The sequence below is a fragment of the Ensifer sp. ENS08 genome (assembly GCF_014852195.1).
In the GTDB taxonomy this organism is placed as follows: domain Bacteria; phylum Pseudomonadota; class Alphaproteobacteria; order Rhizobiales; family Rhizobiaceae; genus Ensifer; species Ensifer adhaerens.
Genome location: NZ_JACVBF010000010.1, coordinates 137,498 through 162,996, shown reverse-complemented (window position 1 = coordinate 162,996; position 25,499 = coordinate 137,498). Strand labels below are relative to the sequence as shown.

Here is a 25,499-nt window from a genome sequence, read left to right as displayed (position 1 = left end):
TTCTGGGTATCTCACATCGCCGACATGCCTCACATGCCCAAGCCCAGTCCCTTCTTCAGCCCGCACGTGAGTTCATAGGCCCGGCTCAACTCCGCCCAGTGTGTCCTATTGACAAGGCTGGCGACGTCCTTGATGCGGTCGACTACGGCCGGATCTTTCAACCCCAGACGATCGAGCTCCTTCTTGAAACTTCGCGGATCCGAACTGCCAAGACGTCGCTCAAGAGCGCGGGCCAGGGCCTTGGCCTCTTCCAGCACCTGGCGGCCTTCCGGCGTGCCGGAGAGCTCCGCGAGCAATGGTGGCGGCGGAGAGAGTTTTTTGCCGACACCACTTCATCCAGGATCAACAGGACGGACGTCTGCTCCGCCGATGGGGCTATCGAACCCCAGCATGCCCAATGCCGCCTCGCGCCTCTACTGAACGGCAATCCGGATCGGCTTGCGTCGCGGCTGGCGGCCGCTCAAGTGGATCGCCACGACCGACAGCCATCTTTGTGATCACGGCTGCTCGTACACCTGGCCGATACTCCTCATTTTTGCCTTTCCGTTTCCCGGGACCGGCCGCCCGACCCTGCAGTTGGCAGTTTCGCAATAGGGTCTGCTGGGCGGAACCGTTCGCTCGCTGCTGCGTTGGGACTAGCCTTTGACGGCCACAAAAGTCGGAGGCTCGGGTGATGGCCCCGCTTGTGCCGCGTCGTAAGGCGCGCCGTTCGTACAGCGCCAACGGGCGCTCGGGTCTCCCAGTAACAGGAGTGAAAATCATGTCGATGCCTTCCAAACTTTTCGCAACGGTGGCCCTTCCAGTCTTCGCCGCATCATTCGTGATACAGCCGGCGCTGGCCGAGAGCCTGAGGACGCCGTTCCAGGTCGCTCAGGAAGGCGTCGACCAGCAGTCACCCGAGGATTTGCTGCTGCTCAGGAAGCGCAAGAAGCAGCAGGACGCGGGGGAAGGGCAGGTAGAACAGCAGCAACCGCAGGCCGAGGAGCCGCAGCGCCAGGCAGAAGAGCCGTCTCGCAAGAAGCGCAAGCAACAGGCTGAAGAACAGCAGCCCGGTACCGAGGAAAGCGCGCCACGGAAGGCAGAAGAACAACAGGCGCCCGAACGCAAGAAGCGCAAGCAGCAGGCAGAAGAACAGCAACCCGCCATCGAGGAAGGCGCTCCGCGGCAGGCTGAAGAGCAACAGGCGCCTCAGCGCAAGAAGCGCAAGCAGCAGGCGGAAGAACAGCAACCCGCCATAGAAGAAGGCGCGCCGCGACAGGCTGAAGAGCAACAGGCGCCCGAGCGCAAGAAGCGCAAGCAGCAGGCAGAAGAACAGCAACCCGCCATAGAGGAAGGCGCTCCGCGGCAGGCTGAGGAACAACAAGCACCTGAACGCAAGAAGCGCAAAGAGCAGGCAGAAGGACAGCAACCCGCTATAGATGAGAGCACTCCGCAGAACGCTGGGGAAGCGCAGGTACCGGTGCCCAAGAAGCGCAAGCAGCAAGCTGAACGCCAGCAGCCGGAAGAGCAAAAGCCGGCGCCACAGACCGGTGAGAGTGAGCCGCAGCCCGTTCCAGGGTCTGAACAGCCCGCGACGGCCGAGCAGCGCCAGAGTGAGGAGCCTCTGGCCAAGCCTGCACCTGTTGTCGTCGACAAGCGCACGAAGGCAGACAAGCGAAAGATCGCCCAGGATCCGGCGGCGACCGACGAAACCGTTGTGCTTCCGGTCGATAACGGCGCGGCCGTGCTCGATAGTGACAAGGACGCCGACAAGTCCGGCGGCAACCAGGGGCGCGAGGCTCGGCGCAAGCAGCGCGAAGAATTGCGCGTCCAGGGGAAGAACATAGCGCCGCCGACAGATGACGCCGCGGCCCAGGCTGAAATCCCGGCCGACGTGCGGCAGGCGGCCCCGCAGAGGATCGAGGCCGGGATCAAGGAGGAAGGTCGACGCGTTGACGCGGCGCCAGCCTTCGCGGTTCCGGACACGACGAACATCGTCAACAAGACCGTCATCAACAATACGGTGATCAACAACAGGACTGTCAACAACACCACGAACAATGAGGTGACTGAGGTGCACGTGGTCGAGAGGCTCGACGATCGCGTCGTCCTTGGCGTCGGCGACCAGATCTTCGTGCGTGGTGATGATCGTCCGCGCCTGCGCCACGGCGCGCGGGAGGCGTACTACGACGAGCTTCCGCGCGGCCGCGTGCGTGAAACGATCGTGCGCCCGGGCGGCTACCGGATCGTCACCGTCTATAACCGTTACGGTGACGTCTTGCAGCGCTCGCGCGTCGACAGCGACGGCAACGAATATGTGTTGATGTACGCGCCGGACTATCAGGACGAAAGGCGCCCGGCGATCGTCGACGTCGGCTATGACCTGCCGCCGATGCGCCTGACGATCCCGGTCGATGACTACATCGTCGACTATTCGCAGGAGCCGGATCGAGATTACTACGCGTTTCTGTCCGAACCGCCGGTCGAGCGCGTGGAGCGTGTCTATTCCATCGATGAAGTCCGCAATTCGGCCCGTCTCCGTGACAAGGTCCGGCGCATCGATCTCGACACGATCCATTTCGAAACCGGCAGCGCCGAAGTGTCGATGTCACAGGCAAAGACGCTGCGAACGGTCGCCGACGCCATGCAGAAGGTGCTCGGCAAGGATCCCGGTGAAACCTTTTTCATCGAGGGGCACACGGACGCTGTCGGTTCCGACCGGTCGAACCTCGTCCTCTCCGACGAGCGTGCCGAGTCCGTCGCGGTCCTCCTGACGGAAGTCTACGGCATCCCGGCGGAGAACCTGGTGACGCAAGGCTACGGCGAGCGTTTCCTCAAGATCAGTACGCCCGAGCCGGAGGAAGAGAACCGCCGCGTGACCATCCGACGCGTGACGCCACTGGTACGCCCAGTCGCACAGCGATAACGCTCGCGGCGTCCAGCCACCATGCGTTCGCGACGGCGCCCGGGAAGCTCAGCGTTGTTCGGTCCTATGACGTGGCGCCCTTAGACGAGAGCGGCGAAAACCGTCGCAGTCCTCGTGATCGAGGCTTATGGCATCACGCCGGGAAACCTGCCGTTGCCAGGCTATGGCGAGCGCTTCCTGAAAATAGGCACACGGAAGCTCAAGGACGAGAACCGATGCCTAACATCGGCCGCGGCAGAGTGCGCCTAATTTGTAATTTCCTTCCAAAAAATGTTGACATTTCAATATAAAATGGACAATTGAAGATAACAACAAATCGTCTGGATTTTGAGATGCTCGTCATTGTCGCTGATGATCTGACCGGCGCTCTGGATGCCGCGGCGCCCTTTGCCGCGAGGGGCTTTTATGTCGAAGTCGCTTTGGCGCCCGAAGCGATCGATGATGTCCTGAAAACGGGGCCGGACGTGGTTTCGGTCAATCTCGGATCGCGAGAACACAGCCCCGCATCCGCCCGGCAACGAACAGTTGCCACGCTCGCTGCGCTGCCTTCGGGTTCGCGCATCTTCAAGAAGGTCGACTCCCGTCTTAAGGGCAACATCGTCGCCGAACTCGACGCAATGTCTTTCGGATCGGCGCTCGTGGCGCCCGCCATCCCGGCCTTCGGTCGGGTTGTCATGTCCGGCAGCGTGCAAGGCTTCGGAGTAGATGTGCCCATCTCCGTTGCCGAGAAGCTCGGCCGGCATGCGGCCAAGGCCATCATCCCGGACGTATCCACTGAAGCCGAGATGCGCGCCTTGCTTGAGAATGCGGAAAGAAGTGGTACGGATCTGCTGATTGGAGCGCGCGGTCTGGCCGAGGCGCTTGCCGAACGGATGAGTGGCGGTCAACAACCGCGGGCTGCCCAGGTGATTGCCGGTAGGGCTTTGTTCGTCATTGGGTCCCGAGACCCGATTACCCTTGCCCAGATCGACACGCTTCGCAACGACCTTGCCTTATCCTATTTGCCCGCGCCCAACGGGCGGCTTTCGGCCGCAGACGACACCGGCGGCGCAATCACGCTCGTTCAGGCGGTGCCGGGTGAAGGGGAGGTGACGCCGGAGGCCGTTTCCGAGGCGCTTGCCGAGAGCGTCTGTCCGGGCCTTGTCGAACGGGCAGGGACACTGCTTCTGTCTGGCGGTGCAACTGCAGAGGCAGTTTTGAGGAAAATGGGCATCCAGCGTTTTCGCCTGCTGGGCGAGTGCCTGCCCGGCCTGGGCTTGGCTGAGGTCGATGGACGTTGCATCATTGCCAAGTCCGGCGGATTCGGCGCGCCGGATACGCTTAAGGAAATCGCGGAGGCTGTCCTTCGCAAGATGGGATGACGGATGGGACTGGAGAACGGAACAGCACGCAAGAGCCTCGGCGATCTCGTCTTTGAGCGCATGCACCGTGCGATCAAGTCCGGCGCCTACAAGCCGGACGAGCGCTTGCCGACCGAGCACGAACTGGCAAGTGAATTCGAGGTTTCCCGTCCGATCATTCGAGAGGCGTTGCGCCGGCTGCGCGAGCAGGGTTTCATCTATTCACGCCGCGGCGCCGGCAGTTTCGTTCGTGCTGTCGGCATGCGTGAGCCGCTGGGCTTCGGACAACTGGAAAACGTCGCCGATCTTCTGAACTGCTACGAGTTCCGATTGACGGTCGAGCCGGCTGCCGCGCAGGCTGCTGCCGAGCGGCATGACGCGGCCAGCTTGTCCGCCATCCGCCAGGCGTTGGAACTGATGCGGGACGCCACCAACCGGCAATCGCACCGGGAGGATGCGGACTTCCAGTTTCATCTTGCGATCGCACGTGCGGCCCAGAACAGCTATTTTTTCACGGCAATGGAAGCGCTCAAGGATCACATCGCGGTCGGGATGCGGTTTCATGGCGCCTCGGTCAAACGGGAGACGACCGGGCTGACGCGCGTTTTCGGGGAGCACGAAGCGATCGCGGAAGCGATTGCCGCGCGTGAAGGCGTAAAGGCGAGACAACTCATGCATGACCACCTTTCCGGATCCCGCGAACGTCTGTTCCAAGCGACCAAGTAATCGACAAAGCAAAAACCCCGGCAGACGCCGGGGTTTTGTTTTTTGCATGGTCTATGGATCAAAAGGCTGCCTTGTAGACGGCAAGCACGTCCTCCACACTCATATCGCTCGGGTTGTTGTCCATGAGCCTTCGGTTGGCATGGGCCTCGCTTGCATAAAGCGGCAAGTCGTCGGCACTTGCGCCGTGAGCGGCAAGCGACATCTCGATGCCGAGATCACGGCAGAAGCCACGGGCAGCGCCCAGGAGTTCCTGGGAGGAGAGATTTTCGCCGAGACCAAGCGCCTTTGCGACTTCTGCCGTCTTGGCCGCGGCAACCGGTTGGTTGAAGGCGAGCACATGCGGAAAGATGATGGCGTTTGCCAATCCGTGGGGCAGGCGAAGCCGCGTTCCGAGCGGATAGGCGATGGCATGGCCAGCCGCGGTATTGACCGGCCCAAGGCAGATGCCGCCGTAGTAGGAAGCAAGCATCATCCCTTCTCGCGCCTCGGTATCGGCTCCATCCCTGACTGCGCGGGCGAGATGTTTGCCCACGAGCTTGAAGCCCATTCGGGCAAAGCCGTCGATCATCGGATGGGCGCGGCGATTGGTGAAGGCTTCCACGCAATGGGCCATGGCGTCGACGCCGGTGGCGGCGGTTACCGCCGGCGGCACGGAATAGGTGAGTTCCGGATCGAGAACAGCCAGGTCGGCAATCATGTGCGGGCTTTCGACCGCGATCTTGTTTCCCTTGACCGGGTCGGTGATGAGCGAGCGGATCCCGGCTTCCGAGCCGGTGCCGGCGGTCGTTGCGACCTGAGCCAGGCGCGTGTTGCGGCCGAGTACGCGGTTTGGCCCGGCGACATCGGCAAGCGTCTGCTCGGAGTTCCAAAGCACGGCGACAAGCTTGGCGACGTCGAGCACCGATCCGCCCCCAAGGCCGACGATGAGGTCCGGGCTGTTTTGGCGCGCGAAGTCGAGTGCGGCATCGAGCGTGTCGACATCGGGTTCGCCCGGGATGGCGTCGAACACCGCAACGCGGCCGGAAAGCTTCAGGCGGTCGACGAAGCCTGCGGTGATCGGCGTGGCGATGACGAGCACTGAACGGGCATCGGCCGCCCAGGCGCCGACCTCTGCGATTGTGCCGGCGCCGACGGCGAGGCGGCGCGGCTGATAAAGGGTGATGGGAGCGATGGTCATGGTGTCATCCTCGCTTGGCGTCGCCTGCCACCAACTTGCGGGCATAGGCGATGGCGGAGTTCATGTTGCCGTGGTTGGCGATCCCCTTGCCGGCGATGTCGAAGGCCGTGCCGTGATCGACCGAGGTTCGGTCGATCGGCAGGTCCACCGAGACGTTTACGGCGGTGTCGAAGGCGACGAGCTTCACGGGGATGTGCCCTTGGTCGTGATACTGCGCGACCACGAGGTCGAAGGCGCCCGAATAGGCGCGATGGAACACCGTATCTGCTGAAATCGGCCCGTAGGCATCGATGCCTTCCGCGCGTGCTTGCGCAACGGCCGGCACGATCTGGTCGTCATCCTCGGTGCCGAACAGGCCATTTTCGCCACAGTGGGGATTGATGCCGGCGACCGCGATTTTGGGCGCTACGTAGCCGATACGCTTCAAGTGAGCGTCGCCGGCGCGGATCGTGGCGAGCACCCGTTCGGTCGTCGAGCGTCGGATCGCCTCCTGCAGCGCCACGTGGGTGGAAACGTGGATGACCTTGAGGCGCTCGGAGGCAAGCAGCATGTAGGCGGCCTTGGAGCCCGTGAGGCTGCGCAGCATTCCGGTGTGGCCGTCATAGTGGTGACCAGCAAGGTTCAGCGCTTCCTTGTTGATGGGCGCCGTGACGATGCAACCGATCACACCGGCTTCTGCGTCGCGCACTGCCTTTTCGATGAAGCGAAAGGCCGCGTCGCCGGCGACAGGGCTCAGCTGTCCCCAGGCAAGCGGCGCACCTTCAATCGGCAGATCGACGACATGTCCGGTGAGATCAACCTCAAGGCCGAGAGCGGCGCGGGCCGCTTCGAGCGTCGCGAGATTGCCGTAGATCCGGACCGTATCGCGTTCTTGCGGCGACATGTCGGCCAGCGCGCGCACCGAAATCTCGGGGCCGACGCCGCACGGGTCGCCCATGGTTATGCCGATGATATTGCTCATGAAGGTCTCCGTTGGTCAGCGTGGTCCCAGCCAGGGGCCAGGCGGACATATTTGATGGTGCGCCGGTGGTAGGTGTAGGCAAGGTGCATGGCGCCGTCCGGCCCCTCCAGCAGCCAGGGATAGGACATCTCCTTGTTGCGGCCGTCGGTCGAGTCATTGGAAAGGCATGTCCCGGGGCCGTCCTCGATCAGCAGGCGCACGGGAAATGTCTTGCCGCCATCTTGAGAGAGGCAAAGAGAGACTGGCGCGCGCCGGACACCCCAGATCGGAACGCAACCGCCCGTGGGGTCGGCGTCCGGGCGGTTGTCGTCCTCGCCGAGCTCGTCATAAAGCGACGTGCGTCGTTCGGCGGTGTCGGCCGCGCTTACGGGGTTGCAGATCATCGCGATCCGGCCGTCTTTCAGACTGAGAGCGGCGATCGAGGAATTGTTGTTCGGGATGTCACTGGCCTCGGGCCTGGACCAGGAGCGGCCATCATCGAGGCTCTCGGTCCTGTAGACCCAGTCGGCCTGCCGCCGGCGGAAAAAGGCAGCAAGACGGCCTTCGCCAAGCGACACCGGCGACATGTGCACGCAGCCAATGGACTGATCCAGTTCTTCCAGTTGCCAGGTCTCGCCCTGATTAAGCGAAATGCCGACGGCTGCCGTATCATGGCTGCCGTTCCACTTCTGCCCGGGGCGCTGAACGCAGCGAAAGATCGGCAGCAGCCACGCGCCGTCACCGCGCACCACGAGCGGCGCGCGGATGAAGCAGCCACGGGGAAGGTCCAGGTAACGGCCTTCGCCGGTCGCTAGTACCAGCGGATCGGAAGCATCGCGGCGGACCTCAGCCATCCGGATCCGGCACTCGTCCTGATTGCCTGAGGGTTGGGAGGTGTGAAAGAGCCACAACCTGCCATCGGGCGCAGTGAAGAGCACCGGGTTTTGCTCCGAATGCGCGGCATCGAAGCTCAGGCGCTGCGGCGGTCCCCATTGCGTCGCCCCCTTGGGCAGCACCGAAGCAAAGATGGAAATGTCCGATTTGCCCTCGAGCGTGCCGCCGAACCAGGCACAGGCGAGCGCGCCGTCTGAAAGCAGATGCAGGAAGGCTGCATGGTTCTGGATCATCGGCGACGGCAACAGCGCTTCCATACGCTCGGGCGACACGGTTTGAAGCAGGCCATTCATGCTGCGGGCGATTTCTTCAGGGTCCATGAGTTCCTCCTGTGTGCTTCGAAAATCACCCAATTTTCAAAGTTGTCAAGTTTGATAAAGTTACAAATAGACATGTGCCCGTTTATTTGGACGCATAACGCACTGATTTTACTGAAATATTCATTGTGATTATTTCCATACAAAACTTACATCGCGAATTAATTTGACAAACTTTGGTGAAAGGTGGATGGTCTGAACAAGCCGGCAAGAGGATGCCGGGAGGAGGTCTGATGCTGGAAGCTAGCCCGAAGGGGGCTAAGATGGCGGTCATGTTCGCGGTTGGTGCAGCGATCCTTGCTGCCGCCGACGCGGTGATCGTGCGGGCGCTGAACGGCGCCGTGCATCCTTTCGTCATCGGCTTCTTCCGCGCTTTCTTCGGCGCGCTCATCCTTCTGCCTTTTGTTGCCCTGCGCCCATCGGTGCTCAAGTCGAGCCACCCCTTGCGTCAGCATGCGGTCCGTGCCGGCTTCAAGCTGCTCGCCATGGTCGCCTTCTTCGCTGCCTTCAGCTGGGGGCCGCTTGCTGACGTGACGGCCATCGCTTTCATGTCGCCGATCTTCCTTTTGCTCGGTGCCGCACTGGCGCTGGGCGAAAGGCCTGGCCCGGCTATGATCGGTGCGGTGGTGCTCGGTTTTGGCGGCGCGATGCTGATCATCGGCCCCTCGGGAACCGGCTTCAGTCTCGCCATCCTTCTCGCCCTCACTGGCGCGATGCTCCAGTCGACCATTCAGTTGATCCTGAAGTCCATGTCGAAGGGCGATAAGACCTCAACGCTGGTCGTCTGGAATCTCCTTTTGACCGTTCCGATCGCGCTTCTTTTCGCCTTGCCGTTCTGGACCATGCCTGGGGCGAGGGAGATGACGCTTCTGGCGCTGCAGGGTGTCGTGGGAACTGCCTGCATGGGTATGATGACCCATGCTTTTTCACTCGCGCCCGCCACGATCGTCGCGCCGGTCGATTTTTTGCGCTTGCCGCTCGTGGCGCTCGGCGGCTTCGCGCTTTTTGGCGAACAGATCGCCCTCACCACCCTTTGCGGCGGCGGGCTCATCGGTTGCGCGGCGCTAATTGCCGCGCGATCCGGAAAAGCAACATCCAGCTGAACGAATTTCACTAGGGAGGAAATGCCGTGAAGAAATTATTTGTCTTGAGTGCACTCATGTTGAGTTCGGCCCTGTCGCCCGCATTCGCCGGGTCCGGCCCCATTAAGATCGTGCTGGCCGAGGAGGCCGACCTGCTGGAGCCCTGCATGGCCACGCGCTCGAACATCGGCCGCGTCATCATGCAGAACGTCAGCGAAACGCTGACCGAACTCGACGTTCGCAGTGACAAGGGCGTCATGCCGCGCCTGGCCGAAAAATGGGAGCAGAACGAAGACAGCAGCTGGCGCTTCCACCTGCGCAAGGGCGTCAAGTTCTCCGACGGCACGACCTTTGACGCCAAGGACGTCAAGCACAGCTTCGATCGCATCATGAGCGACAAGAACACCTGTGAATCGCGCCGCTACTTCGGCGGCATCACCGTGACCCCGACGGTCGTCGACGACTACACCATCGATTTCAAGGCCGATCCGGTTCAGCCGATCCTGCCGCTGCTGATGTCTCTCGTCACGATCGTACCGGAGGAAACGCCGCTTGAGTTCGTGCGCGAACCGGTCGGCACCGGTCCGTACAAGCTGACCAACTGGACGCCGGGCCAGCAGATCGTGCTGACCAGCCGTGACGACTATTGGGGCGCAAAGCCCGAAGTGACGGAAGCCACCTATCTGTTCCGCGCCGACCCGTCGGTGCGCGCAGCCATGGTGCAGACCGGCGAAGCCGACCTTTCGCCGTCGATCTCGCAGCTCGATGCCACGAACCCGGCAACGGACTTTTCCTACCTCGACAGCGAAACCGTCTACCTGCGCATCGATCACAACATCGAACCGCTGAACGACGTTCGTGTCCGCCGCGCGCTCAACGTCGCCATCGACCGCCAGGCCTTCCTCGGTACCCTGGTTCCCGAAAGTGCATTGCTCGCCACCGCGATCGTGCCGCCACCGACGCTTGGCTGGAACCCCGACGTAAAGGTCTTCCCCTACGATCCGGAAGGGGCAAAGAAGCTGCTTGAGGAAGCCAAGGCCGATGGCGTCAAAGTCGACACGCCCATCACCATCATCGCCCGTTCTGCAAACTTTCCGAACGTGACCGAGATCATGGAGGCCATTCAGGCGCAGCTTGAGGAAGTCGGCTTCAAGGTCGAGCTGAAATTCGTCGAGGTCGCCGAGCACGAGCAGTACTATTCCAAGCCCTTCAAGGAAGGTCGCGGCCCGCAGATCGTTGCCGCCATGCACGACAATTCCAAGGGCGATCCGTCGTTCTCGATGTTCTTCAAATACGCAACCGAAGGCACCCAGTCCGGCTTCTCCGATCCGAAGGTCGATGACCTGATCAAGCGCGCGTCGGCTGCCGTCGGCGACGAGCGTGCCAAGCTCTGGTCGGAACTGATCGCCTATGTGCATGACGATGTCGTTGCCGACGTCCTGCTCTTCCACATGGTAGGCTTCTCCCGCGTTTCCGAGCGGCTCGAATTCAAGCCGACGATGGCGACCAACGGGACGCTGCAGCTCTCGGAGATCAAGATCAAGTAATCTGCCCTGGCGAACGACAGGTTCGCCAGTCACAACAGCAATCAAGGCGGTGGGCTGATCCCGCCGCCGGATTTCTTCGAGGGCGCCATGCTGAAATTCGTTCGAAAACGCGCCGTGGCCAGTCTGATCTCGCTCGTCGGGCTGCTCGTCATGGTCTTCTTCCTGTCGCGGTTGACAGGTGATCCGGCCGCCTTGTTCCTGCCGGTCGAAGCCTCCGCAGAGATGAAGGCGCAATTCCGCGAGCTGCATGGCTTGAACGATCCAATGCTGGTGCAGTTCGGACGCTATGTCAGCGACGTCGTCACCGGCGATTTTGGCGAATCCCTGCGCAAGGCGCGTCCTGCTCTGGACGTGGTGCTTGAGGCCTTCACCTGGACGCTCTGGCTCGCAGTCATCACCATGACGCTGGTCGCTGGTGCTGCGATCGTCGTCGGTTCGCTTGCCGCCTTCCGCGCTGGAGGCTTCTTCGATCGGCTCTCCTCGCTGATCTCGCTGGTCGGCGCTTCCGTTCCCGATTTCTGGATCGCCATCGTCGCGATCGTCGTCTTTTCGGTAAACCTCGCCTGGCTACCGACTTCGGGCACGGGGTCGCTGCTTCATTGGATCCTGCCGATCTCGGTTCTGTTCATCCGGCCTTTCGGCATCATCGTCCAGGTGGTGCGCGGCTCGATGATCGGGGCGCTTTCTTCGGCCTATGTGAAGACGGCGCGCGCCAAGGGCGTCAAATCCGGGCCGATCATCTTCGTGCATGCGCTGCGCAACGCCATGCTGCCGGTCATCACCGTCATTGGCGACCAGGCCGCGAGCCTTTTGAACGGCGCGGTAATCGTCGAGACGATCTTCGGGTTTCCGGGCGTCGGCAAGCTGATGATCGATTCCATCTTGCAGCGCGATTTCAACGTCGTGCTCGCCGCCATCCTCGTCACGGCGCTGGCGATCTTCCTCATGAACCTGCTGATCGATCTGGCCTACGCGCTGCTCGATCCGCGCATCCGGCACTGAGGAGGGGACCATGACCCTGCAGACCGCCGATACCGTTGTTACCGAAGAACCGCGCTTTGCCACCCGCATGTTTCGCATGCTGCTTGCCGACAAATTCGCGCTTTGCGCCGCGATCTTCCTGCTTTTCGTTCTCATCATCGCAATCATCGGGCCGACCTGGCTCGGCGATCTCGCGACCAAACAGAACCTTAGAGGCCGCAACGCCGTGCCTTTCGACTGGGAGCGCGGCTGGGTCTGGTGGATGGGGGCCGATGCCCTCGGGCGGCCGCTGCTTGCCCGCATCATCGTTGCCACCCAGAACACGCTGATGGTGGCCGCCGGTGCCGTCGCGCTTTCAGCAACCGTCGGCACCTTCCTCGGCCTTGTCGCCGGCTTTTCCTCGCCGCGCGTCAATCAGATCATCATGCGGCTCGCGGACGTGATCATGTCCTTTCCGTCGCTGCTGATCGCAGTCATCGTTCTCTATATTCTCGGCTCGTCGATCCTGAACCTCATGCTGGTGCTGGCGATCACACGCATCCCGGTTTACCTGCGAACCACACGCGCCGAAGTGCTGGAAATCCGTGAACGCATGTTCGTGCAGGCCGCGCGCGTGATGGGCGCATCAAGCAAGCGCATCCTGTTCCGCCACATTCTGCCTGTCGTGCTGCCGACGCTGACGACGCTTGCGACGCTCGACTTCGCCTATGTGATGCTGGCCGAAAGCGCGCTTTCGTTCCTCGGTATCGGCATCCAGCCGCCGGAAATCACCTGGGGCCTGATGATCTCGCAGGGACGTCAGTACCTCACCAACGCATGGTGGCTTTCGTTCTGGCCCGGCCTTGCGATCATCCTTACCACACTGTCGCTAAACCTCTTATCGAACTGGCTGCGCATCGCGCTCGACCCAGTGCAGCGCTGGCGTCTTGAAATGAAAGGTCGCAAGAATGGCTGACCATCTCCTGGAAGTTCGCGACCTGTCGGTCGAATTCCACACCGCAGTCGGCGTCGTGAAAGCGGTCCGCAATATCTCCTACCATCTCGACCGTGGCGAGACGCTCGCAATCCTTGGCGAGAGCGGATCCGGCAAGTCGGTCTCCTCCTCGGCGATCATGAACCTGATCGACATGCCGCCGGGACGCATCAGCTCGGGCGAGATCCTGCTCGACGGCGTCGACCTGCTGACAATGCCGGCGCAGGAAAGGCGAAAGGTCAACGGGCGCCGTATCGCCATGATCTTCCAGGACCCGCTGAGCCATCTCAACCCGGTCTATACCGTGGGCTGGCAGATCCGCGAGGCGCTCACCACCCACGGGACCGACGCCGCGAAAGCCGCTTCCGAGGCGTTGCGGCTGTTGACCCGGGTCGGCATCCCCGACCCGGAGCGCTCGCTCGACAAATATCCGCACGAATTCTCCGGCGGCCAGCGCCAGCGCGTCATGATTGCGATGGCATTGGCACTCAGGCCAGATCTCCTGATCGCCGATGAGCCGACGACGGCGCTCGACGTCACCGTGCAGGCCGAAGTGCTCGCGCTGCTTGAGGAATTGCAGCGAGAGACCGGCATGGCGGTCCTCATCATCACCCACGACCTCGGCGTGGTCGCGGAGATCGCCGATCGCGTGGTGGTGATGGAAAAAGGCGTCCTGGTCGAAGCCGGCACGGTGCGCGAGGTCTACAAGAACCCGCAGCATCCCTATACCAAGAAGCTGATTGCCGCCGCTCCAGGCAAGGGCGAGATGCATGTGCCAGCCGCTCGCGCCGAACCCGTTCTTTCAGTTCGCGACGTGCGCAAACGCTATGGCTCCTTCGAGGCGCTTAAGGGCCTGTCCTTCGACCTCATGCCCGGCGAGACCATGGCCGTCGTCGGCGAGAGCGGGTCAGGCAAGTCGACGCTGGCGCGCATCCTGCTTCGCCTCGACGAACCGGATAGTGGCAGCGCCTTGTGGAAGGGCCGCGACCTCTTCACGATGTCGCCCACGGAACTCTACAAGCTGCGCCGCGACCTGCAGATGGTCTTCCAGGACCCGACGCAGTCGCTCAATCCGCGTATGACCGTTTACCAGCTCATTTCCGAGGCCTGGGTCATTCATTCGGATATCTTGCCCAAGGCGAAATGGCGCGAGCGGGTGGCTGATCTTCTTGTGCAGGTCGGTCTCGGCCCGGAGCACATGGGCCGCTACCCACATCAGTTTTCCGGCGGCCAGCGCCAACGCATCGCAATTGCCCGCGCACTCGCACTCGAGCCGCAGCTGATCATCTGCGACGAGGCGGTCTCGGCGCTTGACGTTTCGGTGCAGGCGCAGGTGATCGCGCTGCTCGACCGGCTGCGCAAGGAAATGGGTATCGCCTTTATCTTCATCGCCCACGATCTGCCGGTGGTGCGCGACTTTGCCGACCACGTCATGGTCATGCAGAAGGGCAACATCGTCGAGCTTGGCACGGTGCGCGAGGTGTTCGACGCGCCGCAGCAAGACTATACGCGTGCGCTGCTTGCAGCCGGCCTCGACCCCGATCCCGACGTCCAGGCCGCTCATCGCGCCGCCCGTCTTCAGCGCGCGTCCTGAGGCGCCGTCCATTGAGAGGAAAATCCGCATGACCAAGCAAGCCTTCGTCGCCCTCGTGACCTGCTTCAACGACGACGAGACCATTAACTACCAGGCGACGCGCGCCCAGGTCCGCCGACAGGTCGCAGCCGGCAACAACGTCATGTGCGCCGGAACCAACGGTGACTTCACCGCGCTGACATACGAGGAAAAGGTGCGCCTGACGGAGGAGGTGGTCGACGAGGTCGGCGGCCGCGTCAAGGTGATCGTCAATGCCGGCATGCCGGCCACCTTCGAGACGGTAAAGCTCGCCCGAGAATTCGACCGGATCGGCGTCGACGGGATCGCAGTGATCACGCCGTTCTTCATTGCCTGCACCCAGGATGGCCTTGTCCGTCATTTCTCGACCGTCGCCGATGCCGTGAAGACGCCAGTCTACCTCTATGACATACCCGCCCGTACGCAGAACCATATCGAGCCCGACACGGCGCGCGCCCTTGCCGGCCACGGCAACATTGCCGGCATCAAGGATTCCGGCGGCGCGAAAGAAACTTTGGAAGCCTATCTGCAGATTGCCAACGAGGTCGATGGTTTCGAAGTCTACTCCGGCCCCGATCATCTCGTGCTCTGGGCACTGCAGAATGGTGCGGCTGGCTGCATCTCGGGCCTCGGCAACGCCATGCCGGATGTGCTTGCAGGTATCTTGAAGGCCTTCAATGCCGGCGACATTGTCGAAGCGCAGAAGCAGCAGGCAACCTTTGCTGCCTTTCGGACCGACCTCTATGCACTCGGCTTTGCTCCGGCGATGGTCAAGCGCGCCCTCTACCTGCAGGATGCATCTGTCGGCGCAAGCCGACAGCCAGCACTTCTGCCAAACAAGGCACAGGACGAACAGATCGCTGAAATCCTTGAACGCTACCGCCTTCTCCAGCGGCTCTAAGACACGCAGGCGAATTTGGCCGGCACCGATCACTCAGGTCGCCAGCCCGATCAAGGCCGCCACTTGGCGATATCGGGCGATGACGTCGGGTGTGAAGTGGAAGGCGTCGAGGAAATTGTCCGTCCGGTAATCCGGCTTCTGCAGGCGGATGCGGGCCGCGTAGCTGCGAGCCTCGCTGAGGCGTCCGGCGAGCGCAAGACAATGGGCTGCGATCGCGAGGATGTGCACATGCGCGTTCGGACGGGCTGCCGCCTTGATCGCCCAGTCTGCAGCCTCCTCGAAGGCGCCGAGCCGGATGAGGGCAATCGCGCGGGTGCCGAGCATGCCGAACAGCAGCGGGTCGTAGGGGCTCAAAAGCCGCGAGTAATCGGATGCGGTGATCGCCGCTGCGGGGTCGCCGGACTGCGCGTGCACGAAGGAGAGCGCATAGTGCCCGAGGGCGAAATTGGGGCTGAGAAGGACCGAGTGCTCCAGTGCGCGCACCGCCTGGTCGTGGTCTCCGGTCAGCCAGAGGGCACGCCCCATCGACCAGTGCGCGGCGGGGTTCTGATCGTCAACCAAGAGGCTCTGCCCGGCGGCCTTGAGCGCGTCCCGGGTCTCGCCGTCGCGGTCGCCCCAGCGCTGGAATGCCCTTTGCCAGTGGGTGAAGGACAGCCCTGCATGGGCGCGTGAGAAGGTTGGATCGAGGCGTGTCGAAAGGCGGAAGAACTCGGCGGCGCGCTCGTTTTCCTCGGCGGTGAAGCGAAACATGTGCCAGAGGCCGCGATGATAGGCCTCCCAGGCGTCGAGCGAATCCGGAGGCTTCAGGATCGCGCGGTTGCGCTCTTCGTTCTCGATTTCAGCGGCGATCGACGACACGATGCTGTTGCTGATCTCGTCGACGACGGCAAAGTGCTCGGCCGCGCGCGCCTCGAACCTCTCAGTCCAGACGATATGGGCGGTGGCCGCCTCTGCGACCTCCACGTTCACGGCGATCCCGAGTTCGTGCTGTTCCAGGAAGCCGGTGGCGACATAGTCGACGCCGAGCCGGCGGCCGATTTCCGGCAGTTCGAGCCCTTCGCCAGCGATGGCAAAAACAGAGCCTCGGGCAATAACGAAGAGACTGCGCAGGCGCGCCAGCTTGCTGATGACGTCATGCGCGACCGCGCTGCCGAGATCGTTCCGGCCCGCCCCGCCCGCGACAAGTTCGCGGAACGGCATGACGGCAATCGAGGCGCGGCGCGCGACCGTCACGTGGATGGGCTCGGAAGGTCTGCCAACACCGTCAGAAACGACGACGACCGCCGGTTGTCGGGGCAGGGGCCTGAGGCGTTCCCATGCCTCTCGGATCGGCGCGAAGTCCTCGCCCTCATCGGCAAAGAGGCGCGCTGCCGCATCGAGATGCCGGTTGCAGGCGTCGCCCATCCGCCTGCGGGACAGTTCCGCCAGGAAGCGGAGATTTGCGTCTGCGTCGAGCGGCGCGAGGTCGAGCCATTGCCGGGCTGCCGGCAAGCCGTCCTCACCGCCGACGGGTGTTTTCTTGCCGATTTCTGCCGCGATCTCCAGCGCGTATAGGCGAAACTCGCTCCTCACCGATGTCAGCCAGTGCTCGAAGGCAGGGCTGTTGTCGATCTCGACCCCTTCGAGCAGATCGCCTCCGCATCGTCCAGCAATCGGCCGCAACGCCTCCAGATCGAGGTTTCCGATACCGTGCCGCCTTGCTTCCTGGATGTGGCGTGCGTCGATGTCACAGTCTGCGAGATCGAGTGAAATCCGGTCGTTAGCCGTGATCACGCGCTTGCGGCCATCCGTGTCCATGAGCAAGCGGATTTTGCTCAGGCTCCAGCGCAATTCACCGCGCGGATCGCTCGGCACTTGCCAGAGCAGATGGCAGAGCCGTTCCCGAGGAACCGAACCTGGCGTCAGGGCCAGATAAGCGAGCAGCGCGCGCACCTTGCGCGACGGCGGTAACGGCACGGCCACCCCGCGGCGCATGAGTTTCATCGGCCCGAGCAGCCGCAGTTCCAGCTCCTTTGCCGAAAAAACCACGTCCGGGCCATCCGTTTCCATGCGCACTCCCACGCCGGCTCCCACGCAAGCACTTTAGCATCCCTCGCCGAACCTAGCATCCGGAAGAGTGAGAGGACCCATGCCAAACAATTCTGGACTGAGAACCACGAGCGGCCGCGGGCGGCTTTTCGACAGCGTGCTGGAGACGATCGGCGACACGCCGGCGATCCGCGTCAACAATCTCGGCGTCGGCAACGCGACCATCTATGTCAAGGCGGAGTTCTTCAATCCGGCTTCGTCGGTGAAGGACAGGCTGGCGATTGCGATCATCGAGGAGGCCGAGCGCACAGGCAAGCTGAAGCCCGGACAGACCGTGGTCGAGGCCACCAGCGGTAACACCGGCATCGGACTGGCGATGGTCTGTGCGCAAAAAGGCTATCCGCTGGTTGTCACCATGGCCGATAGCTTCTCCGTCGAGCGCCGCCGGCTGATGCGCATGCTGGGCGCCAAGGTCGTGCTGACGCCGCGCGCCGAGAAGGGCCTGGGCATGTATCGCAAGGCGATCGAACTCGCAGAGAAGAACGGATGGTTCCTCGCCCGGCAGTTCGAGACCACAGCCAACGCCGCGATCCACGAGGCGACGACCGGCCGGGAAATCGTCAACGACTTTGCCGGCTCCCGTCTTGATTACTTCGTCACAGGCTACGGCACCGGCGGCACGGTGGTTGGCGTCTCCCGGGTTTTGCGGCGTGAGCGTCCGGAGACGAAGATCGTGCTTGCCGAGCCCGCCAACGCGCAGTTGCTCGGCAGCGGTCATGCGCAACAGCGCGGAACGGGCGGTGCGCCGGCCGCCAGCCATCCCGCCTTCGAGCCGCATCCGATCCAGGGCTGGACACCGGACTTCATACCCGACGTCCTGCAGGAGGCGATTGACAACCGCTACTATGACGAACTCGTCCCCATTGCCGGTCCGAAGGCGATGGAATGGGCCAAGGCGCTCGCACAGAAAGAGGGCATCTTCACTGGCGTTTCGGGCGGCGCGACCTTCGGCGTTGCGCGCCAGATCGCGGAGCACGCGCCGGCCGGCTCGGTGATCCTGTGCATGCTGCCTGACACAGGGGAGCGCTATCTGTCGACGCCGCTGTTCGAAACGATCCCGGCGGACATGGATGACGAGGAGATGGAGCTGTCGCGATCCACGCCCGGCTTCCAGCTCGCCGCCGAATAGGGAGAGGAACGATGGGAGCGCGATCACCGAGGCAAAGCGTGGGAGCCTTCACGCAACCGGAACTCCTGGCTACGCTCGAGACCCTCGACCCACCCGATTGGTCGTCCGTCTCGGCGCTCGCCCACCGGATCATCGACGATGCCGTCGGCCATCTCGGCCGCGTGCGCGAGCGTCCGGTCTGGCAACCGCTGCCGGAGGAGATCGAAGCGCTGTACCAGGCGCCGGTCCCGGATCGGCCGACGCCCCTCGAGGACGTGTACCGACAGGTGAAGGACACGGTGCTCGCCTATCCAATGGGCAACATCCATCCACGGTTCTGGTCCTGGTACATGGGCTCCGGCAACTTCACCGGGGCGCTCGGCGATTTTCTCGCAGCGATCCAGGGTTCCAATCTCGGGGGCGGACGCCATGCCGCTGCCCTCGTCGACCAGCAGGTCGTCGGATGGCTGCGCGACATGATCGGCTTTCCCGAGGCAGCGAGCGGCACGCTGGTCAGCGGCGGTTCGGTGGCCAACCTCGTCGGGCTGACTGTTGCCCGCAACGCCACGGCGGGCATCGATCTGCGCGAAGAGGGCGTTGCGGCCCTCACGGAACCCATGCGCTTCTACGCCTCGGATCAGGTTCATTCCTGCCATCGCAAGGCGGTCGAGACGCTCGGCCTCGGCAACAAGGCACTTAGACGGATCCCGACCGATTCCCGTTACCGCATTGACCTTGAGGCGCTTCGCGCGGCGATCGCCGAGGATCGCGCGCGGGGCTTCAGGCCTGCCTGCGTCATTGGTACTGCCGGTACGGTCAATTCCGGTGCAGTAGACGATCTCACCGCCTTGGCCGGGATCGCCGCGGAGGAGAACCTGTGGTTCCACGTAGACGGGTGTATCGGAGCGCTGCTTTCGATCGCGCCCGAGAACGCCTGGCGCGTCAAGGGCATCGAGCGGGCGGATTCCGTCGCGCTCGACCCGCACAAATGGCTGCATGCCCCCTTTGAGGTCGGTTGCGCGCTTGTCCGGGACCGGGCAAAGCACCGGGAAACCTTTGCGGTGTCGCCGGAGTTTCTGCAGGGCATGCCGCGTGGCATCGCCTCCGGTCAGTGGCTTCACGAATTCGGCTTTCAGACCAGCCGCGGCTTTGCGGCGCTGAAGGTCTGGATGGCGCTGATGGAGCACGGCATCGCCAAGTTCGGCCGGCTGATCGACCAGAACGTCGCGCAGGCCGCCTTCCTCGCCGATCTCGTCCGTTCGAATCCGCCTCTGGAACTCATCGTTGAACCGGAGATCAACATCGTCTGCTTCCGCTATGCGCCCGAAGGTCTAAATGAGGAGCGACTGAAGGAGACCAACCTCGAGATCATGCTGCGCCTGCAGGAAACCGGCGTGGCGGCGCTTTCCGACACGACGATCCGGGGCAAGCATTGCCTGCGCGCGGCGATCTGCAATCATCGCACCCGCCCGGACGACCTGAACCTTTTAATCTCGGAGGTCCTGCGGATTGGCAGGGAGATTGCGCAGTCGTGAGCCTGGTCGTTTTTGCGCATGAACACAGTCACTGACTGCGTAGGGTTTGCCTCGACCCTAAGGTTTCGTCGCGCGAATGGCGTAGCGATGCTGCGACTGTCGCGCCAAGCCCTTGAAAAGGTTCCAATTCGCGGCCTGGGTGCGATGGATTTCGCGAAGGTCCCTGTCGATCGTAATCTCGGTAAAGCCGGCTTCGCACAACAGCGCGACGACGGCCTCGGCGCGGGCGCCTTCTGCAAAATGCACGCGGGAGAGGATACTGCGGTGCGTCGCCATCATCTGCGGCGAACCGGTTGGCGTCTCAGCCTTGAACAGGCCGAGGCGCTGCCCCCATGTGCTGAGCTTGGAGAACAGCCGCTCGAGCGCGGTTGTATTGACGAAGTCGCCATCGACGATCAGCAACATCCCGCCGGGCTTCAGGACCCGTAGCCATTCGGCAAAGGCTGCGGCCGGGTCCACGAGCGTCCAGACCAGATGCCGGTTGACGATTACATCGTAATGGTTGTTGGGCTCCATGGTATTTTCGGCGTCGCCGAGGGCGAAGCGGATCGCTCGCCCGCGCTTGCGCGCCTTATCCCTGGCGCGTTCGAGCATCGGCTCGGCCCAGTCGAGGCCCTGCACCTTGAAGTCGAGTTCATCGAGAAGATGCGAGATGACGCCGGTGCCGCTCGCAAGATCGAGCGCAGCACGCCCTGCGCCCGGCCCAAGGTGACGGAGAAACAGTTGATGCCAGGCCGCGCGTTCTTCCTCCGAGAAGATCTCGTGGCCCGGGGACAGATCGAAGGTTGCCGCGCGGTCCGACCAGTAGGCCTTGATTTCATCGCGCAGGTTGTAGTTCTGCCGCTCCGTCACATCGCTCATGTCGATACCGCTCGTTCCTGTTTGGAGGCGTTCTAAAAGATAAATGTTGACTAATAAAGTCATGAAACATTAGATCGCCTGAATTTTCCAGCGGAGCTAAAACAATGCGGTTTTTCAACAGGGTGGCTGCGGCCGCCGCAAGCCTTTGCGTGCTTTTTTCTACGGCAGCCTTCGCTGATGTCGTGACGTTGAAGGATGTCACGGGCCGCGATGTCGAGGTCAACGTACCCGTCGAGCACGTGATTCTCGGCGAAGGGCGGCAGATCTATTTCCTCGGCGCGCTCGACCGCGACGAGCCGTTCAAGCGCGTCGTCGGCTGGCGCGATGATCTGGCAAAGGCAGACCCTGAAAGCTATGCCGCCTATCTCGCAAAGTACCCTGGCATTGCCAAGCTGCCGACCTTCGGCGGCATGAAGGATGGCACCTTCGACATCGAGCAGGCGGTTGCCTTGAAACCCGATGTCGTTCTGATGAACGTCGACGCCAAGACGGCGACGGAGGAGGCTGGCTACATCGAGAAGCTTGCCAAGGTCGGTATCCCGCTCGTCTACGTCGATTTCCGCGAGAAGCCGATGGAAAACACCGAGCCGAGCATGCGCGTGATGGGCAAGCTTTTGGGAAAGGAAGAGAAGGCCGAGGAGTTCATCAAGTTTCGCGCCGAGAGCATCGCCAAGGTGACAAACGTTTTGGCGAAGGCCAATCCGAAGAAGCCGCTCGTTTTTGTCGAACGCGCCGGTGGTTACTCCGACGATTGCTGCATGTCTTTCGGTAACGAGAACTTCGGCAAGATGGTCGAGTTCGCCGGCGGCGTAAACATGGCAAAGGACATCATTCCCGGCACCTTCGGCGTGGTCAATCCGGAGCAGATCATCGCTGCCAATCCCGATCAGATCATCATCACCGGCGGCAACTGGCAGGGTTATGTGCCGGGTGGTGCCTGGGTTGGCGTCGGCTATGGCGCCGATGAGAAGGAAGCGGCCCGCAAGCTCGAAAACCTGACCAAGCGCCCGGCTTTCACCGGCGTTGAAGCCGTGAAAGACGGCCAGGTTCACGCCATCTGGCACCAGTTCTACAACAATCCCTACCAGTTCGTGGCCATCCAGCAGATCGCCAAGTGGCTGCACCCGGATCTCTTCGCGGACCTCGACCCGGAGGCGACGTTCAAGGAGTTGCATGAGCGCTTCCTGCCGCTTCCCTACAAGAGCGGCTACTTCGTCTCGCTGACGTCAGCCAAGTAAGCGGTTCGACAGCTGGAGGAGGGGAGGACTCCGGTGTCGCAACTAAAAAGGAATGAGAATGTCGATCTTCGGGAAAATCGCGTCGGCGATGGTCGCAGCCCTGGTATTGGCGGCTTTGCCCGCCAGTGCGGCTGAAATTGTCGACGTCACCGGCCGTCGGGTCGAAATTGCGCTCCCGGCCAAGCGCGTCCTGTTGGGCGAGGCACGGCAGATCCACGTGGCCGCAGCGCTGAAAGGCGAGCATGTCTTCGACACGATCGTCGGTTGGCGCGATGATCTTTTGAAGAAGGATCCGGACTCCTACGCTGCCTATGTGGAGCGCTTCCCCGAAATTGAGAAACTGCCGCGGTTCGGCTATATCCCTTCAGGCGATTTCAGCCTCGAGGCAGCGATTGCGCTCAAGCCTGATGTTCTGACGCTCAATCTCGAAGCGCAGCAGGCGGTCGAAGAATCGGGCTTCATCGAAAAGGCCGCTGCCGCCGGCATTGCCGTCGTCTATCTCGATTTCCGCGTGGATCCTGCCGCCAATAGCGAAAAATCGGTCGAAATCCTCGGCCAGCTCTTCGGTGCCGAAGCGAAGGCCCGCGAATTCATCGACTATCGCAATGCTCAAATCGCGCTGGTGACGGACCGCCTCAAGAAGGCGGGGGAAATTGTGCGGCCGAAAGTCTTCATCGAGCGCTCTCCCGGCATCACCGGCGACGTTGTCTGCTGCCGCACCTTCGGTCCGGCCAACTTCGGCAAAATGGTGGAAGAGGCCGGCGGCCACAATATCGGTTCTGACGTCATCAAGGGGACCTTCGGCGACCTCAATCCTGAGCAGCTGATCGTCAGCGATCCGGATCATGTCATTATCACCGGCAGTAACTGGTCGGCGGAATCCGATCTCAACCAGTTCGTTAGCGTCGGACGCGGCGCCGATGCGGCGGCGGCAGAAGATCGCCTGCGCGGCCTTATGCAGCGCCCGGGCTTTCCCGGCCTGAAGGCGGTGAAGGAGGGCAATGTGCATGCCGTCTGGCATCAGTTCTACGGCGCCCCTTACGAGTTCATTCCGATCCAGCAGTTTGCCAAGTGGTTCCATCCGGAGCTCTTTGCCGACATAGACCCTGACCGGACTTTCCGCGAGTTCCATGAGAAGTTTCTGCCGGTGACCTACCGCGCGGGTTACTTCGCCTCGCTTCCAAAGAGTGGTGAATGATGGTTGCCATGACCGAACAAGTATCCGGCGTTGAAGGGCGAGGGCGCTACCGCTCTCTCGTTTTGCGCCGCTTGGTGTTGATCTTCTGCCTCATCGTCGCGCTCTTTGCGTCGGTTGCAGTCGACATGGCTCTCGGGCCTGCGAACTATCCGCTCGCGGATGTGCTGACCGCGCTCTTTCGACCGGAAACTGTAAGCGACCAGCTCCGGGTGGTGATCTGGGACATTCGCATGCCGATCGCCCTGATGGCCGTGACGGTGGGTGCCTCATTGTCGGTCGCAGGCGCGCAGATGCAGACGATCCTTGCCAATCCACTGGCAAGTCCATTCACGCTCGGCATTTCCGCCGCTGCCGGCTTCGGTGCGGCCCTCGGTCTCGTTGCTGGCGTGGCGGTTTTTCCCGTCGCCGTCCAATACATGGTGCCAATCAACGCCTTCCTTATGGCGATGTTGGCGGCGCTCTTCATCCATTTCGCCTCCACCATGCGCGGCGTTACGGTCGAAACAATCGTTCTGCTCGGCATTGCGCTCGTCTTCACCTTCAATGCCGCGCTATCGCTGCTCGAATATCTCGCCTCCGAACAGGCGCTGGCCGCCGTCGTCTTCTGGACGATGGGCAGTCTCACCAAGGCAACCTGGCCAAAGGTCTGGATCACCGGCGCCGTGCTGCTGTTCGCCTTGCCGCTGTTTGCACGCCACGCCTGGGCGCTGACCGCGCTTCGGCTTGGTGACGATAAGGCTGCGAGCTTCGGTATCAATGTTCGAAGGCTCCGGCTCGAAGCAATGATGACGGTCAGCCTGCTTGCGGCGATCCCGGTTTCTTTCGTTGGCACGATCGGCTTTGTTGGTCTCGTCGCTCCGCACATCGCACGCATGCTGGTCGGCGAGGATCAGCGCTTCTTCCTGCCAGCTTCTGTGCTGTGCGGCGCGCTCCTTCTTTCGGTCACTTCGGTCGTCAGCAAGATGATTATTCCGGGCGCCGTCCTGCCGATTGGAGTCATCACCGCGCTCGTTGGCGTGCCCTTCTTCTTCGTGCTGATTTTCACCAACAGGAGGCGCGCATGGTAAGCCTGTCGCTGGAAAAGGTCGGCGCGAATTATGGCCGGCGCACGGTGCTCTTAGATGTCAACACCGGTGTCTTGCGCGGCGGTGGCCTGACGGCGGTGATTGGTCCTAATGCGGCCGGCAAGTCGACGCTGTTCAAGCGCATAGCAAACCTGACCTCCGGTCCCGGCACTGTCCACCTGTCCGATACGGCCAAGGGATCCGAAGGCATCTGCTACATGCCGCAGGATACCGGCGCCAATGCCGTGCTGACCGTCTACGAGTCGGTGCTGCTGTCGGCCAAGCAAGGCTCAGGGTGGAAGGTGAAGGACGCCGAACTCGCCGAGATCGACCGAGTGCTGGGCGAACTCCGGATCGCCGATCTCGCCTTTCGTGGCCTTGGTGAGCTCTCAGGCGGCCAGCGCCAGCTCGTCTCCATCGCGCAAGCTCTCGTGCGTAAGCCCGAAGTGCTGTTGATGGACGAACCGACCTCGGCGCTCGATCTCTTTCGCCAGATCGAGGTCCTTGGCTTCATGAAGCGTTTGTCGGCGCAGTCGGGTATGGCGGTGTTGATCGCGCTGCACGACCTGAACCATGCGCTGCGCTATTGCAACGACACGATCGTCATCAGTGGCGGGTCGGTGCTGGCGAGCGGCCCCACCCACGACGTCATCACCGCGGATATGCTGCGCTCGGTTTATCGCGTCGAGGCGCGGGTGGAGGCCTGCTCCCTGGGGCGACCGGTCGTCATTGTCGACGAATCCCTTTGAGTGCGTGGACGCGGGGGTCGTTCCCGTTCGAGCTCGTCACCCCTTTAAATCTGAGCGGCTACGAAAGCCGCAACTAGAACGTCCTCCCAAGGGGCCGCACGGCGCGGCACGCGGCGAGACCGCGTCGCCGTGCCGTGCCGAGGGCATTGAAATAAAAACTTCCGAAGGAGGGCTTGCAGCAGCGGCCCCGTAGCGTGTCGACGCCAGGCGCCGGATTGTCAGTCGCGGCTCGGCATGATCGTTTCATGAAACGCGCGCAGGTT

At 62.5% G+C, this 25,499-nt stretch carries 21 protein-coding genes; 15 read left to right on the top strand and 6 right to left on the bottom strand.

Features of this window, described 5'->3' with window-relative positions:
• Positions 1–29 precede the first annotated feature (29 nt).
• Positions 30–296, bottom strand: coding sequence for a hypothetical protein (locus IB272_RS21360; RefSeq protein WP_246802698.1), 267 nt, complete (start codon positions 294–296; stop codon positions 30–32).
• Between the two features lie 464 nt (positions 297–760).
• Between IB272_RS21360 and IB272_RS21355 the strand changes: the two genes are divergently transcribed.
• From IB272_RS21355 to IB272_RS21345, 3 genes are all read left to right on the top strand, one after another.
• Entirely contained in the window at positions 761–2,905 is a 2,145-nt protein-coding gene (locus tag IB272_RS21355) for an OmpA family protein (protein ID WP_192444976.1), read from the top strand.
• 332 nt (positions 2,906–3,237) lie between these two features.
• A complete protein-coding gene (locus tag IB272_RS21350) occupies positions 3,238–4,266 on the top strand; it encodes a four-carbon acid sugar kinase family protein (RefSeq protein WP_090426900.1) in 1,029 nt (342 codons plus the stop codon).
• 3 nt (positions 4,267–4,269) lie between these two features.
• Positions 4,270–4,971, top strand: coding sequence for a FadR/GntR family transcriptional regulator (locus IB272_RS21345; protein ID WP_034796126.1), 702 nt, complete (start codon positions 4,270–4,272; stop codon positions 4,969–4,971).
• Between the two features lie 58 nt (positions 4,972–5,029).
• Here IB272_RS21345 and IB272_RS21340 read toward each other — a convergent pair whose 3' ends face one another.
• Genes IB272_RS21340 through IB272_RS21330 form a run of 3 tightly spaced genes read right to left on the bottom strand, consistent with a single transcriptional unit; the run spans position 5,030 to position 8,302 of the window.
• Positions 5,030–6,148, bottom strand: coding sequence for an iron-containing alcohol dehydrogenase (locus IB272_RS21340; RefSeq protein WP_192444974.1), 1,119 nt, complete (start codon positions 6,146–6,148; stop codon positions 5,030–5,032).
• A gap of 4 nt (positions 6,149–6,152) precedes the next feature.
• Entirely contained in the window at positions 6,153–7,109 is a 957-nt protein-coding gene (gene pdxA / locus IB272_RS21335; protein ID WP_060580796.1) for a 4-hydroxythreonine-4-phosphate dehydrogenase PdxA, read from the bottom strand.
• Positions 7,106–8,302: an exo-alpha-sialidase gene (locus IB272_RS21330; protein WP_192444972.1), complete on the bottom strand. Its 1,197-nt coding sequence runs from the start codon at positions 8,300–8,302 to the stop codon at positions 7,106–7,108. The genes pdxA and IB272_RS21330 overlap by 4 nt, the downstream gene beginning before the upstream one ends.
• Before the next feature lie 230 nt (positions 8,303–8,532).
• Between IB272_RS21330 and IB272_RS21325 the strand changes: the two genes are divergently transcribed.
• From IB272_RS21325 to IB272_RS21300, 6 genes are all read left to right on the top strand, one after another.
• Complete coding sequence (locus IB272_RS21325) at positions 8,533–9,402, top strand: DMT family transporter (protein ID WP_063979509.1); 870 nt, start codon at positions 8,533–8,535, stop codon at positions 9,400–9,402.
• 26 nt (positions 9,403–9,428) lie between these two features.
• Positions 9,429–10,928, top strand: a complete 1,500-nt coding sequence (locus IB272_RS21320; RefSeq protein ID WP_060518063.1) for an ABC transporter substrate-binding protein — start codon at positions 9,429–9,431, stop codon at positions 10,926–10,928.
• An 87-nt stretch (positions 10,929–11,015) separates the two neighbouring features.
• Positions 11,016–11,930 (top strand): ABC transporter permease, encoded by a 915-nt coding sequence (locus IB272_RS21315; protein ID WP_060603520.1) that lies wholly within the window; start codon positions 11,016–11,018, stop codon positions 11,928–11,930.
• 10 nt (positions 11,931–11,940) lie between these two features.
• On the top strand, positions 11,941–12,864 hold the full coding sequence (locus tag IB272_RS21310) for an ABC transporter permease (RefSeq protein ID WP_192444970.1): 924 nt from the start codon (positions 11,941–11,943) through the stop codon (positions 12,862–12,864).
• Positions 12,857–14,476, top strand: coding sequence for an ABC transporter ATP-binding protein (locus tag IB272_RS21305; RefSeq protein WP_060518061.1), 1,620 nt, complete (start codon positions 12,857–12,859; stop codon positions 14,474–14,476). The genes IB272_RS21310 and IB272_RS21305 overlap by 8 nt, the downstream gene beginning before the upstream one ends.
• A 28-nt stretch (positions 14,477–14,504) precedes the next feature.
• The gene (locus IB272_RS21300; RefSeq protein WP_192444969.1) at positions 14,505–15,395 is read left to right on the top strand and encodes a dihydrodipicolinate synthase family protein; all 891 of its coding nucleotides are present in this window, start codon (positions 14,505–14,507) and stop codon (positions 15,393–15,395) included.
• Between the two features lie 33 nt (positions 15,396–15,428).
• Here the strand turns inward: IB272_RS21300 and IB272_RS21295 are convergent, their stop codons facing one another.
• The gene (locus tag IB272_RS21295; RefSeq protein ID WP_192444968.1) at positions 15,429–17,444 is read right to left on the bottom strand and encodes a transcriptional regulator; all 2,016 of its coding nucleotides are present in this window, start codon (positions 17,442–17,444) and stop codon (positions 15,429–15,431) included.
• A 79-nt stretch (positions 17,445–17,523) separates the two neighbouring features.
• Between IB272_RS21295 and IB272_RS21290 the strand changes: the two genes are divergently transcribed.
• Positions 17,524–18,612, top strand: a complete 1,089-nt coding sequence (locus IB272_RS21290; protein WP_060518054.1) for a pyridoxal-phosphate dependent enzyme — start codon at positions 17,524–17,526, stop codon at positions 18,610–18,612.
• Positions 18,613–18,623: 11 nt separating this feature from the next.
• On the top strand, positions 18,624–20,126 hold the full coding sequence (locus IB272_RS21285) for an aspartate aminotransferase family protein (protein WP_113080506.1): 1,503 nt from the start codon (positions 18,624–18,626) through the stop codon (positions 20,124–20,126).
• A gap of 57 nt (positions 20,127–20,183) precedes the next feature.
• Here IB272_RS21285 and IB272_RS21280 read toward each other — a convergent pair whose 3' ends face one another.
• Positions 20,184–20,987: a class I SAM-dependent methyltransferase gene (locus IB272_RS21280; RefSeq protein ID WP_192444967.1), complete on the bottom strand. Its 804-nt coding sequence runs from the start codon at positions 20,985–20,987 to the stop codon at positions 20,184–20,186.
• 104 nt (positions 20,988–21,091) lie between these two features.
• Here IB272_RS21280 and IB272_RS21275 point away from each other — a divergent pair, with 104 nt between their 5' ends.
• Genes IB272_RS21275 through IB272_RS21260 form a run of 4 tightly spaced genes read left to right on the top strand, consistent with a single transcriptional unit; the run spans position 21,092 to position 25,236 of the window.
• Positions 21,092–22,225: an ABC transporter substrate-binding protein gene (locus tag IB272_RS21275; protein WP_090426889.1), complete on the top strand. Its 1,134-nt coding sequence runs from the start codon at positions 21,092–21,094 to the stop codon at positions 22,223–22,225.
• Between the two features lie 52 nt (positions 22,226–22,277).
• Entirely contained in the window at positions 22,278–23,423 is a 1,146-nt protein-coding gene (locus tag IB272_RS21270) for an ABC transporter substrate-binding protein (RefSeq protein ID WP_060580787.1), read from the top strand.
• Entirely contained in the window at positions 23,423–24,490 is a 1,068-nt protein-coding gene (locus tag IB272_RS21265; protein ID WP_226020927.1) for an iron ABC transporter permease, read from the top strand. The genes IB272_RS21270 and IB272_RS21265 overlap by 1 nt, the downstream gene beginning before the upstream one ends.
• A complete protein-coding gene (locus IB272_RS21260; RefSeq protein WP_060518046.1) occupies positions 24,484–25,236 on the top strand; it encodes an ABC transporter ATP-binding protein in 753 nt (250 codons plus the stop codon). The genes IB272_RS21265 and IB272_RS21260 overlap by 7 nt, the downstream gene beginning before the upstream one ends.
• Positions 25,237–25,499: the final 263 nt, after the last annotated feature.